General features: G+C 45.1%; 11 protein-coding genes. 4 read left to right on the forward strand and 7 right to left on the reverse strand.

The window, feature by feature from the left end; all coding sequences use genetic code 11:
- Nucleotides 1-110: 110 nt before the first annotated feature.
- From ACFPIB_RS02045 to ACFPIB_RS02055, 3 genes are all read right to left on the reverse strand, one after another.
- Nucleotides 111-1,793: a T9SS type A sorting domain-containing protein gene (locus ACFPIB_RS02045; protein WP_378015752.1), complete on the reverse strand. Its 1,683-nt coding sequence runs from the start codon at nt 1,791-1,793 to the stop codon at nt 111-113.
- 184 nt (nt 1,794-1,977) lie between these two features.
- Nucleotides 1,978-3,126 (reverse strand): N-acetyl-alpha-D-glucosaminyl L-malate synthase BshA, encoded by a 1,149-nt coding sequence (bshA, locus tag ACFPIB_RS02050; RefSeq protein WP_378015753.1) that lies wholly within the window; start codon nt 3,124-3,126, stop codon nt 1,978-1,980.
- Nucleotides 3,127-3,414: 288 nt separating this feature from the next.
- Complete coding sequence (locus ACFPIB_RS02055; RefSeq protein ID WP_378015754.1) at nt 3,415-6,363, reverse strand: glycoside hydrolase family 3 N-terminal domain-containing protein; 2,949 nt, start codon at nt 6,361-6,363, stop codon at nt 3,415-3,417.
- Nucleotides 6,364-6,737: 374 nt separating this feature from the next.
- Between ACFPIB_RS02055 and mutL the strand changes: the two genes are divergently transcribed.
- The 4 genes from mutL (at nt 6,738) to ACFPIB_RS02075 (ending at nt 12,114) form a co-directional block, all read left to right on the forward strand.
- A complete protein-coding gene (mutL, locus tag ACFPIB_RS02060; protein WP_378015755.1) occupies nt 6,738-8,588 on the forward strand; it encodes a DNA mismatch repair endonuclease MutL in 1,851 nt (616 codons plus the stop codon).
- Between the two features lie 129 nt (nt 8,589-8,717).
- Nucleotides 8,718-9,506: a rhomboid family intramembrane serine protease gene (locus ACFPIB_RS02065; RefSeq protein ID WP_378015756.1), complete on the forward strand. Its 789-nt coding sequence runs from the start codon at nt 8,718-8,720 to the stop codon at nt 9,504-9,506.
- Nucleotides 9,507-9,512: 6 nt separating this feature from the next.
- Nucleotides 9,513-10,412 carry a rhomboid family intramembrane serine protease gene (locus ACFPIB_RS02070; protein ID WP_378015757.1) on the forward strand — a complete coding sequence of 300 codons (900 nt, stop codon included), beginning with the start codon at nt 9,513-9,515 and terminating at the stop codon, nt 10,410-10,412.
- A gap of 319 nt (nt 10,413-10,731) precedes the next feature.
- Entirely contained in the window at nt 10,732-12,114 is a 1,383-nt protein-coding gene (locus tag ACFPIB_RS02075) for a DEAD/DEAH box helicase (RefSeq protein WP_378015758.1), read from the forward strand.
- 440 nt (nt 12,115-12,554) lie between these two features.
- On the opposite strand, the gene mdh is transcribed toward ACFPIB_RS02075, so the two are convergent.
- From mdh to tilS, 4 genes are all read right to left on the reverse strand, one after another.
- Complete coding sequence (gene mdh, locus ACFPIB_RS02080; RefSeq protein ID WP_378015759.1) at nt 12,555-13,493, reverse strand: malate dehydrogenase; 939 nt, start codon at nt 13,491-13,493, stop codon at nt 12,555-12,557.
- A 127-nt stretch (nt 13,494-13,620) separates the two neighbouring features.
- On the reverse strand, nt 13,621-14,352 hold the full coding sequence (locus ACFPIB_RS02085) for a hypothetical protein (protein ID WP_378015760.1): 732 nt from the start codon (nt 14,350-14,352) through the stop codon (nt 13,621-13,623).
- 189 nt (nt 14,353-14,541) lie between these two features.
- Nucleotides 14,542-15,255, reverse strand: coding sequence for a hypothetical protein (locus tag ACFPIB_RS02090; RefSeq protein ID WP_378015761.1), 714 nt, complete (start codon nt 15,253-15,255; stop codon nt 14,542-14,544).
- Between the two features lie 76 nt (nt 15,256-15,331).
- Nucleotides 15,332-16,663, reverse strand: a complete 1,332-nt coding sequence (gene tilS / locus ACFPIB_RS02095) for a tRNA lysidine(34) synthetase TilS (RefSeq protein WP_378015762.1) — start codon at nt 16,661-16,663, stop codon at nt 15,332-15,334.
- Nucleotides 16,664-16,840: the final 177 nt, after the last annotated feature.

A 16,840-nucleotide genomic window follows, 5' to 3' on the forward strand; every position in this document is an offset into this window, starting at 1 on the left:
TGGCTTTTAGTTTTTCTGCCCGAAACACTACCGTTTTAAACGGAAAAACCTGTGAAGTTTTAAATACCTCACAGGGTTGAAGCAGTTTTCAGCTCAGAAATCCTACCGTATTACAGCTTAACTAACTTAGACGTAATGGTTTGTTTTTCGGAAGTAACGGTAACCTGGTAAATGCCTTTGCTGAGCTTTGAAATATCGAGTTGCTGGTTCTGGTTAGCTTTAGCAGTTTTAGTTTTCAATACAATTCGGCCGGTATAATCGGTAATAGCAATAATGGCATCCTTGTTTTCAAACGAATCCGGCAATTGAATCTGCAGAAGGTCGTTGGCCGGGTTCGGGAAAAGTTTCAGGGTTTGCTGAATTCTTTCAGACTTGGTTGAGCTTACCACTGAGTTTCGGAAGAAATTATGCACGGTCTGGGCATCCTGGGCGGCTGTTACCAGACTGTTAAGATTAGAACTTCCTCTACTGTAATTATAAGCTACCGTAAATTTTAGTTCCTGGCCAGCGTTCAGATTGAATGGGCCAATGGAACCAACGCCGCGTCGGTCACCCGGAACATTTGTAACGGAGGAAGTTAAATTATTCATTTCTGACCAGCCGTTTCCTGTAACAGGATTGCCAGGATACATATAGTTTGCCGGAGCATTCAGGGAATCAGTTCCTACTCCGCCATATGTTAATCGCTGGCCGATTTTCCAGTGTCCGCGCAAATAATTGTAATATCCAGCGGCACGATTCGGGTATCCATAATACGGATTCGAATCATGATAATAATACATAAAATGGCTCATTTTTTTATCTAAAAAGATTACTGATTGCGCAGGTGGGTTTGCACCGTAATAGCTGTTTAGATATGAAACTTGTTGTTGCCCATTATATGGATCGATTGTGATAATGCTATCTTCATCATAATTATCTGCATTATAGGCAAAGAAGCGGTTTTGAGTAGTATCACAGCCTACATAATCGTCACCATAATTGCCAAGGTCAAAATCGATCCAAATACCGGCATAGAAATCTTGCAAGTTAATGGTGCCGCGGTTTATGATACGGTATTCGGTAAAGAGCGTATTGAAAATGGCCGCAATATTTGGGTTATCGTAACCGTAATGCATCACATGAACTTCGGCATGCATGGAGGGTGAAGTTGGATATTTCACATTTCCATTATCGTTCAGAATGAGATAGATTGCCTGATCACCATTGATTTTGGGATAATCACCTTGCGTTGGCGAATAAATACCGTCATTATTCAGATCTATAAACGGAGCAAGTTTAGCCGCTTCGCCATTAGCCGTATTTCCATTGCCCGGCCAGGTAGCAATTGCTTGTGGCATGGAATAATTAGAATTGTTGTAATTGGCAATGTGATTCTGAATCTCGGCTTTACTTATTTTCCAAAGCTTATCATATTTAGCGGTATGTGATGGATTATGTATATTACCTATAGGCCCTGGCCAGTTATTTGCATCTGAATGCGGAGTACCCTGTCGATATGTTTGTGATGCAACGTATAGATTATTCTGCTGGTCTTTTCCTCCAATCCAGAGTGCCCCGGCAAAAATAGTGTGTTTCCCACTTCCACGAGGTACTTCAAAGGCAGAATTACCGGTAGAAGGATAAGGTCTGCTGGTAAAATCTAAGGTATTGAACATATCACCATTTGCTAAAATGCCAGGGTTGATATTTGAAACATCCAGGTTACTCACAGAAATTCCTTCGGTTTGCGTACCCTGGCTGAAAGCGTTTAAAGAAATTCCAAGTAGAAGGAGGATAAGTGCTTTTTTCATAGTTATCGTTTTGCGTTCTTTTAACAGACAAGCCAAATATTACAAACGCTGCTTCACATTTTAAAGAATGTTAAAATTTTTCTAAAGTAGTTTTTCTGCCCGAAACGCTACCGTTTTACAACAAAAAAGCCAACTCCTTTTTCAGAAGCTGGCTTTTAGTTTTTCTGCCTGAAACCCTACCGTTTTAAGCTTGCGCCGTTACCGATTCTTTCTGACTTTCTACGGCACGCTGATAGCATTTTTCGTAAAGCGGAACGATCTTATCCGTTTCAAATTCCTGGGCGTGGACTAAAGTAGCAGCTTTAAAACGCGGCAGATTTTCGTCTTTTAACACAAAAAGTGCATTTTTTACCATGTCATCCACGTCGCCGATGTCGCTCAGAAAACCGGTTACGCCCTGAATGTTAAGTTCCGGAATACCGCCCGCGTTCGAAGAAATTACCGGCACTTCGCAGGCCATCGCTTCCAAAGCCGCCAGACCAAAGCTTTCTTTTTCTGAAGGCATCAAGAAAAGATCAGCAATGGAAAGCACTTCTTCCACGGCTTCGAGTTTGCCTAAAAAGCGCACATCCTGGCAAATGTTCAGGTCGCGGCAAAGTTTTTCAATGCCCGGCCGTTCCGGACCATCGCCTACTAAAAGCAATTTGCTCGGAACAGTTTTGCGTACTTCGGCAAAGATCTTGATCACGTCTTCCACCCGTTTTACCTGGCGGAAATTGGAAGTATGCACCAGTAGTTTTTCGCCGAAAGGAGCAATGGCCGCCCGGAAATGTTCTTTGGGTTGTTTGCGGAAACGTTGCAGGTTTATAAAGTTCGGAATTACTTCTATCTCTTTCTCAACCTTAAAATACTTGTAGGTTTCCACCCGCAGATCATCAGAAACGGAAGTAACGCTGTCGGATTGGTTGATGCTGAACGTAACCACCGGCTCGAACGACGGATCTTTGCCGACGAGCGTAATATCGGTGCCGTGCAGCGTGGTAATAACCGGAATATTGATGTTCTGCGTTTTCAGGATCTGCTTGGCCATATATGCCGCCGATGCGTGCGGAATGGCGTAATGCACGTGCAGCACATCCAGTTTTTCGAACTTCACGATATCTACCATTTTACTGGCTAATGCGAGTTCGTAAGGCGGATAATGGAAAAGCGGGTAATCCGGAATATAAACTTCGTGGTAAAAGAGGTTTTCGTTGAAGAAATCGAGGCGGGCGGGTTGGCTGTAGGTAATAAAATGCACCTGGTGGCCTTTCTGCGCCAGCGCTTTGCCCAACTCCGTGGCTACCACGCCGGAGCCGCCAAAAGTTGGGTAACAAACTATACCTATTTTCATTGTGAAATTTTTTTTCGAAGCCGGAAATAGCAATTTTATTTTAGAGAAAGCAAACGGCTGCTTTAAAGTTTGGGTTATTTTAAACAGCAAGCCGGTATCTTTCAATAAACTGCTTTTAAAGAAAAATGGTATGGTTTTCAGCCAAAAAACTAACAACTAAATTAAAAATGGTAGGGTTTTCGGAGAAAAAGTAAAAGCTGAGTTAAAAACGGTATGGTTAAGCAACAAAAAAGTGCCGGAAGATAACTCCCGGCACTCATAAATATAAACCAACAACTATCAACCAGACTACGATTTCGGAATGATGGATTTGTAAACCACATCGTGAATACGCGTCCGGATGTTGTATTTTACGAGCTTGTTGTTTTCGGCATCCGGGTGCACCCGGTTTGAAAGGAAAATGTAGATCACTTTGTTAGCCGGGTCTATCCAGGCGCAGGTTCCCGTAAAGCCGGAGTGGCCGAACGTGCTTGGCGGCGCGAGGTCGGAAGTTGGGCCGTTGCCCGCCGGATCCATTTTATCCCAGCCTAAACCGCGACGGTTTTCCTTGTTCTGCCGTTTTGAAAACTCGCGCACCACCTGGTTTTTGAAGTATTTTTTTCCGCCGTAATTACCATTATTCAGGTCCATTTGCATGAGCACGGCCAGGTCATTTGCGTTCGAAAACAAACCCGCGTGACCAGCAACGCCGCCACTCATGGCTGCCATCTGGTCGTGCACATTGCCCCACACCAGGCTGTTCCGGAAGTATTTATCCTGTTCGGTGGGAGCAATGCGTTCGCGCGGGAATTTAGCCAATGGGTTGAAGGTCATGGTTGTTAAGCCGAGCGGCGCGTAGAAATTCTGATCCATGAATTCGTTCAGGTTCTGCTTCAGCATTTTTTCGGCCAGCTTTTTCAGCATAAAGAAACCCAGGTCGCTGTATTTGTATTCGTATTTTAAAGCGCCTTGTTTTTTCGAGATCAATTTCGATTTTATGGTCCAGCGCCACAGCGAATCTTCCATGGTTTTGGTAGCATAAACACCCGGAATTACTTCGTGTGGGAAATCAGCAGATTTTTCGCGGGCATAGTATTCCGGCTTCAGCGAATCGTCAACGGTGTTCTTCCAGAAAGGCAGAAACGGTTGCAAACCCGCTTGATGAATCAGAATATCACGGATGATCAGACCGCCTTTATTCGTGGTGCGAAGCTCCGGTAAATATGTGCCAATGCGTTCATCGAGGTTAATTTTGCCCTGATCTTTCAGGTACATGATGGCCTGCAGGGTAGAAGCTACTTTGGTAACCGAAGCAATATCGTAGAGCGTGTAATTGGTAACCTGCTGAGCTTTGTCGTAGGTATAATGGCCGTAAGCCTTGTTGAAAACTACCGCACCATTCTTCACTACAAGTACCTGACAACCAGGCGTAGCGGCGTAAGCAATGGCTTCAAGCGCAATATTATCAATCCCTTTCAGAATGTTCGAATCCATGCCCTCGCGTTCGGGTGTAGCATAACGCAGACGGTTAATGGCTGGCGTAGAAACACCGGCTCCCATCTTTACATTTTCGCTGGCCGTAACCGGGATACGGCCACGGGCAGGCAAGGCTCCAAATAAGATCTGCGGCACTACCATCTGCGAAACCGTATTGTCTTCAAATCCGCAAACCAGCCAATCGCTCGAATCGAATTGTTTCAGGCTGTAAGCATTTCCCATTACCGTTACCACTACTTTATAAGCACCGTTCATTTGCAGGCGTTTAATAAAATTGCGGGTGCCTTCGCCAATACCGAAATCTTTCAGCGGCGTGTTATTCATGCCATGAATACTTACCACTACAATATCAGAGCCCTGGAGTTTCGGGTAAAGCTTATCGAAGATCGAATCTGGCGCAAAGCGGTCCGGAACGTTCAGTTTAGTGAAAGGCGCGTAATTATCTAACGTGCGGGTAAACTGGTTATCGGGCGTAATGCCAATGGTAACCGAAGCGAAACTAATGGTATCTAAATTTCGGAATGGAAGCAGGTTGCTTTTGTTTCTGACTACGGTAGTAGCGCGCTCGTAGATTTCCTGCTGCACCACGGTGCTTACCGGTTTATCGATTTCGGCTGCCAGGTTTTTAGTTACAATTGGTTTGTATTTGTTCAGGCCGGCAAAATATTTCGCTTTCAGAATTTTCTTTACGCGCAGATCCAGTTCTTCCTGAGTGATTTTTCCGGCGGCAATGGCTTCCTTTATTTTAACCATGGCCGTTGGCACATCTTCCGAGAAAAGTAAAACGTCGTTACCGGCCAATAGCGCCATTACATCCAGTTCGCCGGGTTTGTAGAAGCTGCTTACGCCTTTCATATTCAGCGCATCGGTAAAGATCAGACCTTCATAACCCATTTTTTCTTTCAGCAAGCCGGTAACCAGCGTTTTAGATAAGGTAGAAGCCTGATTAGCCGTGCTGTCGATCTTTGGAATGTATAAGTGCGCCACCATTACACCCATAACGCCGGCTTCAAATGTTTTCCGGAATGGGTATAATTCTACTTCATTCAGGCGGGCGAGGTCGGCAGTAATTACGGGCAAAGCAAGGTGCGAATCGGTATCGGTATCGCCGTGGCCGGGGAAATGTTTGGCTACCGCAATAATGCCGTTGTCCTGCAAGCCTTTCAGATAAGCTACGCCGCGCTTAGCTACCTGTTCCTTGCTTTCGCCGAAAGAGCGGTTACCGATTACCGGGTTGGCCGGGTTTACGTTCACATCTACATCCGGCGAAAAGCTGATATGCACGCCTAAACGTTTCATTTTCAGCGCAATTTCTTTGCCCATTAAATAGATCAAACGTTCATCGTCCAATGCACCTAAGGTCATCTGGCGGGCATAGTGCATGGAAGAATCGAGGCGCATGGAAAGTCCCCATTCAGCATCCATGGAGATAAGCATGGGCACGCGGCTCTGGCTTTGGTAGCGGTTCGTTAAAACAGCCTGGCGGTAAGGAGTACCCTGCAGGAACATGAGGCCGCCAATGTTATAATCGCGGGCCAGCTGGTCAATTTTTTTATAATGATTTTCGTCTTTGTTGGAATAAGCGGCCACCATAAAAAGCTGGCCCAGCCGCTGGTCGGGCGTCAGGGACATGAAAACGCTGTCGACCCAGCTTTTTTCACGGACTACCAACAGGTTATCTTCCGAAGTATTGAACGACATAAGCGAACCCACCCCTCCAAGCAAAGACAAAAGAATTATTATCTGAAATAACTTACGCATTAGGTACTGAACTTCTAAAATTTGAATACGTCGGAATTACGGCTAATTTTGTGCAGCAGCAATTTCAGCGTTTCCTTACTTTTCCGGGCCAGTTGCATACGGTTTTTCCGTACAAAAGCTGGCTTTAGCGAACCAAGTACCGGTACTTTTAAGAGGCCGGCCTCAGTAAATTAACGCTGCCCGAAGCCGGATTCATACATTTCCGGCAGAACAAGTTTTTCGCCGGAAAACGATAGCGTTTTTAGGTAAAAAAGTCTTGGGGCAATTAGTCTGCAATATTACTAATAAATTTTATCACGGGGAGTAAAGCGGTTGTTTTTAATGCCTTAACTTGCTGCAAAGTTCCCGTTCCATTTTTAAGTTTTCAGTGCCACATGGCAGATATTATCCGTTTATTGCCCGAATATTTAGCGAACCAGATTGCGGCGGGGGAAGTGGTGCAGCGGCCTGCATCGGTGGTGAAGGAATTGCTCGAGAATTCGGTTGATGCCGGAGCCACGTCGGTGCAGCTTATTGTAAAAGAAGCCGGAAAACAACTTGTTCAGGTGGTAGATAACGGCCACGGCATGTCTGAAACCGATGCCCGCATGAGTTTCGAGCGCCACGCTACTTCTAAAATTAAAACCACCGAAGATCTTTTCTGCATCAAAACCATGGGTTTCCGGGGCGAAGCGTTGGCCAGTATTGCCGCCGTTGCGCAGGTAGAACTTAAAACCAAAAAGCGCGACGCCGATACCGGAACCTTGCTTTTAGCCGAAAATTCAGAGATCACTTCGCAGGAACACGTGGCCGCGCCCGACGGAACTTCCATTTCGGTTAAAAACCTGTTCTTTAACGTGCCGGCCCGAAGAAACTTTCTGAAAACCAATGCGGTAGAAATGCGCCACATTCTGGATGAATTTCAGCGCGTGGCTTTGGCAAATCCGCAAATTGCTTTTTCGCTTTATCAGAACGATTCCGAAGTTTATAAATTACCGGCCGGAAAACTGAGCCAGCGCATTATTAATCTGTTCGGGAATAATTACAAAGAGCAGATGGCCAGTGTGGAAGAAAATACCGATGTTTTGCAGGTGCATGGCTACATTGGCAAACCCGAATTCAGCAAGAAAACGCGCGGCGAACAGTTCTTCTTTGTGAACAATCGTTTCATAAAAAGTGCTTACCTGAACCACGCCGTGATAAACGCTTACGAAGGGTTGCTACCGAAAGACAGCCATCCGTTCTACGTACTTTTCCTCGAAATTGAGCCGCAGAGCATTGATATTAACGTGCATCCCACCAAAACCGAGATCAAGTTCGAAGACGAAAAAGTGATCTACGCCATTGTGCAGTCGGCGGTGAAAAAATCGCTGGGCGTGCACAACATTGCGCCTTCTTTAGATTTTGATGGCGATGTGAATTTTGCGCCTTTGAACCCCGTTCGCCTGCAACCCACAAGCACGTCTGATTTTGGTGGTTTTGAAAAGGCGCGCAGCTATAATGCTATGGTTTCGGGCCCGAAAAGTGGCAACGCGCAAAACTGGGAGCAACTCTACGAAGTAAGCCGCCGCGAACCCACTTTTCCGAAAAACGACAGCTTACCGGCTGGCCTCGATTTTGGCGACGAACCCGTTGAGACCAAGCCGCTCACGTTTCCTTCGGCTATGAATTCTGAAAAAGCGGGCAGCAAAGCGGCCATCCAGGTGCAAAACAAATTTGTGCTGGTGCCGGTAAAATCGGGCATTATGCTAGTAGATCAGCAGGCGGCGCAGGAACGGATCTTGTTCGAAAAATTCAGCAGCGCTTTAGATAAAAAGACCGGCGTTTCGCAAACCTTGCTTTTCCCGCAGGCCATTTCGTTTTCGCCTTCCGATTATAGTTTGGTTTTAGAGCTTTCCGCCGAATTTCAGGATCTTGGCTTTCAGTTCAGCGAGTTCGGCCACAATACGTTGCTCATAAACGGCATTCCGGCCGACGTGCCGCAAAGCTCCGAAAAAGAACTGCTGGAAAGCCTGCTCGAACAATATAAAAACAACTTAAGCGGTTTAAAGGTAAGCAAACGCGAAAGCCTGGCGCGCGCCATGGCCAAACGTGTGGCAGCCCGCTTCAGCAACCGCCTGTCGGACCTGGAAATGAACGCGCTGGTAGACAAACTTTTCGCCTGCCAAACGCCCAACTACACGCCCGACGGTCACAAAACCCTCGTAATGCTGGACAAAGACCGGCTGCAGGAGTTTTTTAAGTAGTGATTAGTGATTAATGAATAATGATTAGTTGAAATCTTAAAACGATATGTTTTTAACGTTAAAAAGTCATTCTTCAATATTCACATTTTCTCACTAATCACTAAACACTATTCACTAATCACTAAAAAAATGTTCCAACTCACCCCTACGGTAAAAGCGCTGCTCATCATGAACCTGGTCATTTTTATCATGACCAATTTCATTTTTCCGGAAGCCATGCAACAATTTGCCCTTTATGGTTTTCAGTCTGATAAATTCCGGGGTTACCAGTTATTTACGCACATGTTTCTGCACGCCGGCTGGGGTCATATTTTCAGCAACATGTTCAGTTTGTTCATTTTCGGACCGATGCTGGAATACCGTTGGGGCGGAAATCGTTTCCTGGTCTTTTATTTAGTTTGCGGATTGGGTGCAAGCTTGCTTTATCAGGGCATCCGGACTTATGAAATAATGGACATGAAAAAAGATGTTGCCGTTTATACCGAAAATCCGAGCCCGTTGGCATTCAGCCAGTTTTTGGATGAACACTTAGGCGGAAGATACAATCCGGAAGCGGTAGCGCAATACAAACGCGAAGCCGATAACCCGGCCATGGTACAGGCAACAATAGAATCGGTGAAAAGTGTTTACAATGACTTGGTTCAGAACGGCAAAATGGTAGGTGCATCCGGTGCGGTTTTCGCACTTTTAATGGCTTTTGGCATGCTCTTCCCGAATACCGAACTGATGTTGTTATTTTTCCCGTTCCCTATAAAAGCGAAATATTTTGTGCTTTTTTACGGCGCATACGAACTGTATGCCGGTCTGGCCCGTAATCCGGGCGATAATGTAGCCCATTTTGCGCACCTCGGCGGGATGCTTTTTGCGTATATTCTGCTAAAGTTCTGGGAACGCCACGACCGGAAAAATTTCTACTAATTCTCTATGACTTCGATCTTCGACGATATAAAACGCGTTTTTACGCAGGGCGGCAACGCGGTAACCAAACTGATCATGATAAACGTGATCGTGTTTGTTACGCTAATTTTGCTGCGCACCATTTCGTATCTGGTTGGCTACGGCGTTATTTACGAACTCGTAACTATAAACCTGGGTTTGCCGGCGCACATTATGCGGTTCCTGTTCAAACCCTGGACCATTTTTACCTACTTTTTCACCCACGAAGGTTTCCTGCACATCATCTTCAACATGCTGAATCTATATTGGTTCGGGTTTCTGGTGCGCGAATATCTGGGGAATAAAAAAGTGGTAAGTCTCTATATTTTAGGCGGTTTAGCCGGCGGAATTCTGTATTTGTTATTCTATAATCTGGTGCCTTTTTTCGAAGCACGTGCGGCAACAGCTGTCATGATCGGAGCTTCGGCCAGCGTGTTAGCCATTATTTTAGCCGCCGCTACGTTACTGCCAGATTATACGTTTAACCTGATCTTACTCGGTCCGGTGCGCATTAAATACATTGCCGCTTTTCTGGTAATTTTGTCCATTTCCGGCGCCGTTGGTGATAATGCCGGCGGAAATATTGCCCACTTAGGTGGCGCGCTCATCGGTTTCATTTTCATCAAACAGCTTCAAAAAGGCAACGATCTCGGAAAACCTGTACACGCAGTCGGCGATTTTTTCAGCAACCTGGCCGCCGGTCGCCCTAAAATGAAAGCCACCTTCACCAATCCCGGCCCGCGCACCCGCAGCACCACTACCACCTCCGGCAATGTTCGCCCCGACCAGAAAGAGATCGATATCATCTTGGATAAAATCTCGGAATCGGGTTACGAAAGCTTAACGAAAGAAGAAAAGCAAAAACTCTTCCGCGCCAGCCAGAAGTGAGTAATGATTAATGAATAATTATGAATGATTAATTTTTTGTTTGCAATCCGGAGTATCAATTACTCATTATTCATTAACAATTAATCATTAAAAAACGGTATCGTTTTGGGCCGAAAAATTAGTAGCGTAGGGTTTAAACCCTACGCTACTGTTGTTTAAAACGCTATGCTTATGACTCGAAAAATTGCTTTAAACCTGTGAATTTTTTAAAACTTCACAGGTTTTTTGTTTAAAAAAAGCTACCATTTCAGACAAAAAAAGTCGTAAACCGAAGCTCAAAATTATATTGCGTACTTTTGCGCTTACTTAAGAAACACTTATGGCCGTTTTCGACGCACTAAATCTGAAACCCGAACTTCTGCAACGTTTGCAGGAAATGAAATACCACACTCCAACTGCTATCCAGGAAACAGCTATTCCGCTTTTGCTGGAAGGCCATGATGTAGCCGGTCAGGCCGAAACCGGAAGTGGAAAAACGGCAGCTTTTGGTTTACCAATTCTGAATTCCGTTCAACTCGATCTGCAGCAAATTCAGGCCTTGATAATTGTACCTACCCGAGAATTAGCCGTGCAGGTGCAGAAAGAACTTAAACTTTACGGTCAGCAACTGCGGAATTTGAAGATCGGGGCATTTTATGGAGGCCATAAATTTTCGGAAGAAACAGCTTCATTGGCTTTCCCGCCGCAAATATTGGTAGGAACGCCCGGCCGAATTGTGGACCACCTGAACCGCCAGACCATCGATTTGAAACACATCAAGCAATTGGTTCTGGACGAAGCCGATAAATTGCTGGAAATGGGCTTTCAGGAAGAACTGGACCAACTAATGCGCAACTTGCCCAAAAAACGCCAGAGCATTCTATTCTCCGCCACCATGCCCGATAAAGTGAAAGGGTTGGTAGTGCGTTCGCTGAACAAACCCAAAATGTTACAGGTTTCCAAAGCCGCCAACCCAAACCAGATCCGGTTCTTAGGCATAAAAGTAAAGCCGGAAGAAAAGGAAACCATTCTGCTGAATTTACTGAACAGCATCGATCACGCCGGAACGGTAATTTTTGCCAACACCCGCGAAGCCGTAGATGGGCTGGTAGAATTTCTGCAAAGCAAAAAGATCGGCGCTAAACCACTGCACGGTGGCATGGAACAACCCGCCCGCGACAAAACCATGCTGCTTTTCCGCAACGGCACCATCCCGGTTCTAATAGCCACCGACGTAGCGGCCCGCGGCCTCGATATTTCCGCCCTCACCACCATTATCCACTTCGAGATTCCCCACGATGAAGAAGCGTTTCTACACCGTAGCGGTCGCACCGGCCGGGCTGGTAAAAGTGGCGTGGTTTACACCTTGGCTACTGAAAAAGAGGAAGCAAAACTACGCGAATGGGAACAAGTTAAAATAGACGAATGGCTGCCGGTTTCAAAATTCCAGCGCACGGCTGCCGTTTCCAAACCCAAAACCCAAACCGCTACTTTTACTACCATTCACATAACTGCCGGCAAAAAAGACAAGATCAGCCCGCGCGATATTGTAGGTGCTTTAATTGCCGAAGCCGGTTTGAAAATGGAGCAGATCGGGAAGATTGAGGTGCTGGAGCGCTTTAGTTACGTTGCCATTCCGCAGAAACAAGCCAATGCCATTATTGAGAAGTTAGGGCAGGGGCGTATCAAAGGGAAGAAGTTTAAGGTTAGTTTGGTGAAGTGACCTTTTTTGTCTGAATTTGGATTCGTCAGATTAATGGATTTCAGGATTTTGGATACGTGAAAAAACCACCCCAAACCCCTCCTTGTAAAGGAAGGGAGCTTTTACTTCAGTGGTTTATTCTTCTTCAGTATTTCTAGTTGACTTTTAGAGCCTTAAAGCATACCGTTTTTTATCTGCAATGCGTGCGGACAGGTCAAGCCCTGTCCCTACATGTGAACTGCGATATCTGATAACTCCCTGCTTGGAAAGGAGGGGTTGGGGGTGGTTGATTTGCTGTTGCTTGCTTTTAAAGATGAAGCCTGTTCAAAACAAAATCCTGTCCATACATAAATCCTAAAAATCGTTTTCAGACAAAGAATAAAAAAAGCAGCTCCGTTTCCGAAGCTGCTTTTCTAGTTAGAACCAGAAATGATTTCTAATTCCTAATTTTCAATTTCTAATTAAACGGCTGCTGGCATATTATCTAACACATCCATAACCTCACGAACAGCTTTTTCAGAGGCTTTTAACAGCGCCATTTCGTCTTCGTTCAGTTGCAGTTCGATCACTTTCTCAATACCGTTTTTGCCTAATACTACCGGAACGCCCAGATAAGTACCGTTGATGCCATATTCGCCTTCCAGCTTAATGCAAACCGGGAATACGCGTTTCTGGTCACGAACAATAGCTTCTACCATCTGCGCAGCTGCTGAACCCGGTGCATACCAGGCAGAAGTACCCATCAGTTTTACTAATTCGCCACCACCATTTTTAGTGCGGTCAACAATAGCTTTCAGTTTATCTTCGGCAATCATCTCCGTTACCGGAATACCACCAACGGTAGTGTAACGAGGCAGTGGAACCATGGTATCACCGTGGCCGCCCATTAATACCGCCTGAATATCTTTAGGAGATACGTTCAGTTCTTCGGCTAAGAAAGCGCGGTAACGGGCAGTATCCAGAATACCGGCCATACCCATAACTTTCGTGCGTGGCAGTTTGGAAGTTAAGTGTGCCGCGTAAGTCATTACGTCCAGCGGGTTAGAAACCACGATGATGATAGCTTCCGGCGAGTATTTAATGATGTTTTCGGTAACAGATTTAACGATGCCCGCATTGGTAGAAATAAGATCGTCGCGGGTCATGCCTGGTTTGCGCGGCAGGCCGGAAGTAATTACTACTACATCGGAGTTAGCAGTTTTGCTGTAATCGTTGGTTACGCCGGTGGTACGGGTGTCGTACAGGTTGATCGGGGCTTTCTGCCAGATATCCAGCGCTTTGCCTTCGGCGAAACCTTCTTTGATGTCAACTAAAACTACTTCGTTCGCGATCTCGCGGTAGGCCAGTACATCGGCACAGGTTGCGCCCACGTTACCGGCGCCAACTACGGTTACTTTCATTATATTCAGGTTTTTATGTGTAATAAATTCGGTTGGGTAAAATTAGGAAAAAACCGGAAAGCGGCGCGCGTTTTTTGTGGTTTTTTAATGGGGGGAGTTTTTGAGGGGAAAAGGATAGCGTTTTGATCTATAAAATCCGCTGATACTTTTTTCCGCCTATGGTTGTTAACCGAATTAATCCTTGTTTCGCAGAATAATATATGCTGTCAAGGCCAAGTGGACTATTTACGGAGCCACCTCCGGTTAAGAAAGGTTCATAGCTGGAGCACCTGTCGGAAATACTGGCAGTAACTAATTTACCGAATTGGTGTCCGTTAAAGGATATTTGCGGTATAAAATTAAAATTGCCGATTATTGGGTATAAGCTTTCTTCTGTTTTTCCTAAATAAATTTGTTCATTATTATATTGTTGTGAAATTTTAAAAAAAAGGTAGAAAGAACATTTATAATTCGATTTGCACGGCTTCATAATGCCCGGATCATTTGGGTTGTCGCCACTTTCAATGCGGGCTTCGAGCGAAATAGGTTGGTTTCGGTCGGTTGTAATATTTCCTTCAAAATGGGCCGTAACTTTATCCCAAGTTTCATAAACAGATTCGCAGGGCGTGTTTTCATGCCCGAGAGGTACGTACGTTACCGGCGCCAGGTCTTTATTTTTACAAACCAGGAAATATTTATTGCCTGCATTATCCAGAAAGTGCAGGGTGTCACCAGGTTGATTGGGAATAAAGCTTCTTTCCGTTACGCTTAATAAAGGCTTCTTTTGTGGATCACAATCTTCACGCAAGCAGCCTCCTAATATATTCCCTATAAACAGGAGAATCATTACTTGTAAAGTACGAGTGGCAAACAGCTTCATAATTGGTATTAAAATTTTGAATAATAACCATTATTCACGGAAGATGTTACAGAGAGAGTGTTTTTAACAAGCTATTTTCATTTCCCCTCAAACCAAACTTCCAAAACTTCCTCCGTTTTCTCACTAACCTTAAACCGGTTATCCGGCCGCTGACCAACCACCCATGCAATGCTTTGCTTAGGTTTTGCTCTATAAAACCCGCTGGTATTTTTTCCCGCCAACTGTTGTCAACCTGATCAAACCGTATTGAGTGGAATAATAAACACTATCTAGGCCCGCAGGTACCAAACTTGTTTCGCCGGAACACTTATTGGCAATACTATTCGTATTTATTTTCTGAAACTTCTGACCGCCTAACATTATTTCTGATTTAAAACCATAGTTTATTATTACCGGAAATAAGCTTCCTTCCGTTCTGCCCCAGAAAGTTTGAGGTTGATAAAGTCCTTTTTCCGAATTGTTAAAAATAAGGTAAAAGAAACATTTGTAGTTTGAGTTGCACGCGGGGTTTAATTCAAGACCACCTGGATCATAAGGTTGATATCCGCCTTCAATTTTAATCCGTAGCGAAATTGGTTGATTCTGATCATTTAATATGTTTCCTTCAAATTCAGCAACAAGCTTATCCCACCTTACATCCGTATCTTCGCACGGATTATTATGGCCGGTATGAGAAAAGCCGCTAGCCGCCAGGGTTTTATTTTTACAAACCATATAGTATTTCTCGCCAGCATTATCTTCAAAATGTAATGTGTCGCCGGGTTGGTTGGCAATAAAAGCTTTTTCTGTTTCGGTTAGGAGCGGGTTTAAGGTGGGACCACATTTCTCTTCACAACTGCTTAACGCAACTCCAAAAACCAGTAATAAAATTATTTTCGAAAAATAAAGGGCATAATTTCTCATAACTTATTCTGTTTCCGTAATGTTAACTATTTTACGCGAATTGTTATAGTGGTCCTGAAATTTATTTTTAAAAATTTTAACCTTTCCCCTCAAACCAAACCTCTAAAACGTCCTCGGTCTTCTCACTTACTTTAAACCGGTTATCCGGCCGCTGCCCCACCACCCAAGCAATGCTTTGCGCAGAAGTCAGCACCAAAACCTTCGATTTTAAATTCAGCGGTACTTTCTGGTCTATGAGCAAATCAGAGATCTTTTTCTTACCATTCATCCCGAGCGGAACGAACCAGTCGCCTTCCTGCCACGGGCGGAGTTTGAGCGGGAATTGCAGCAAGCCGGCATCTAAAGCGGCTATGTTTTTGCCTTTCGGAATTTTATAACCTTCGGCGGGGACGCGTTTCAGTTTGACAGTGAAGCTTTCGGCTTGCAATTCTGTGACGGTTTCCGAAATTTCGTAGGAGGCAAAGTGGCGCAGGTCTTTGGGCGTGATCACGAGTTGTTCGCGGTCTATTACCAGGTGGTGCGTCGGTGAATCGAATTGGGTGCCGGAAGTATTGCGCAGGTTTTCGGCAATTTGCTTCGACTTTTCGAAGGGAAAATGATACGGTTTTAGCAGCTCGTGCAGCACGGTGGCCAACGATAAACTCTTTTCCAGTTCTAGCACATTTATATAAGTTGCTTCGTCGGATTCTTTTACGGCGCGGTTTTTAACTTCTGCAACGTAATTTTCAAAAATGGCTTCGGCGCCGCGGATGCGTTCGGAGGTCTGGAAAATGGTTTCTTCCAGATTCGGGTTTAGCTTTTTGAGCACCGGTACTACTTCGTGACGCAACAGATTGCGCTGGTACTTGGTGGTTTCGTTGCTTGCATCTTCGCGCCAGGCCAGGCGTTTTTCCACCAGATAATCGTACAGATCGTCTTTGGCCATGCACAGCAACGGACGAACTAATTTGCCGTTTTTAGGCGGAATGCCGTGTAAACCTGCCAAACCGGTACCGCGCGTGAGGTTCAGCAGAATGGTTTCTAAGGTGTCGTTCTGATGATGGGCGGTGGCAATAAAGTCGAAACCAATTTCATGGCGCAGTTTTTCGAACCAGCTGTAACGCAATTGCCGCGCAGCCATTTGAATGGAAAGTCCGTGCTCATCGGCAAAAGACTGGGTGGAAAAATGTTCGGCGAAAAACGGCACTTCGTATTTCTTGGCCAGCTTTTTCACGAACAATTCATCGGCTTCGGAATCTTCGCCGCGCAACCCGAAGTTACAGTGCGCAATGGCAATTTCGTATTTTAGTTTGTGAAGAACATCGGCAAGAACTACGGAATCGAGGCCGCCGCTTACGGCTACTACAATTTTAGAACCGGCCGGCGCCAGTTCGTTTTCTTTTATATAAGAAGCTATTTTTTCGAGCATTGGGTAATGTGCAGATTTTCTAATGTTTTTTGTCCCCCTTTGGAGGGGTAGGATTACTTTATCTGAGTTTTTTATCAGTAATGTGTGGTCCTCCCCCCAGCCCCCTCCAAAGGGGGCCTTTTGTTTCCGTTAAAAATAAATTTCTTCACCACTTTATTATTTCGGGCGTAAATGCGT

Origin of the sequence: Adhaeribacter terreus, assembly GCF_042657365.1 — a bacterium.
In the GTDB taxonomy this organism is placed as follows: domain Bacteria; phylum Bacteroidota; class Bacteroidia; order Cytophagales; family Hymenobacteraceae; genus Adhaeribacter_A; species Adhaeribacter_A terreus.